At 70.5% G+C, this 261-nt stretch carries 1 pseudogene; it reads left to right on the forward strand.

Going from position 1 to position 261, the window contains the following annotated elements:
* Positions 1–261, forward strand: a pseudogene (locus tag SB751_RS32095) (hypothetical protein); the annotation flags it as partial.

Raw genomic sequence — 261 nt, forward strand, 5'->3', positions numbered from 1 at the left:
CTCGCGCGATGCGGATCAATGGCGCATCGAGGTCAAGGACCCGGTCGCGGTCAAGGTGTTCGGGCTGCCGTTGAGCGAGCCGCGCCTCTATCTGGATGGCGAGCGGCGGCTGCTGCGCGTGAGCGATGCGGAGCTGGCCTGCCTGACGCGCCTGGGCGGCGTGAGCTACGCCGCGGGCACGCAGGTCAAGACGGTGCGGCGCGGCCGCGGCGATGAGCGTGAGCCCTATCCGGGCGTGCTGGTGTTGAGTCCGTGGAATGG

Origin of the sequence: Cupriavidus sp. SIMBA_020, from assembly GCF_046535395.1 — a bacterium.
GTDB classification, from domain to species: domain Bacteria; phylum Pseudomonadota; class Gammaproteobacteria; order Burkholderiales; family Burkholderiaceae; genus Cupriavidus; species Cupriavidus campinensis.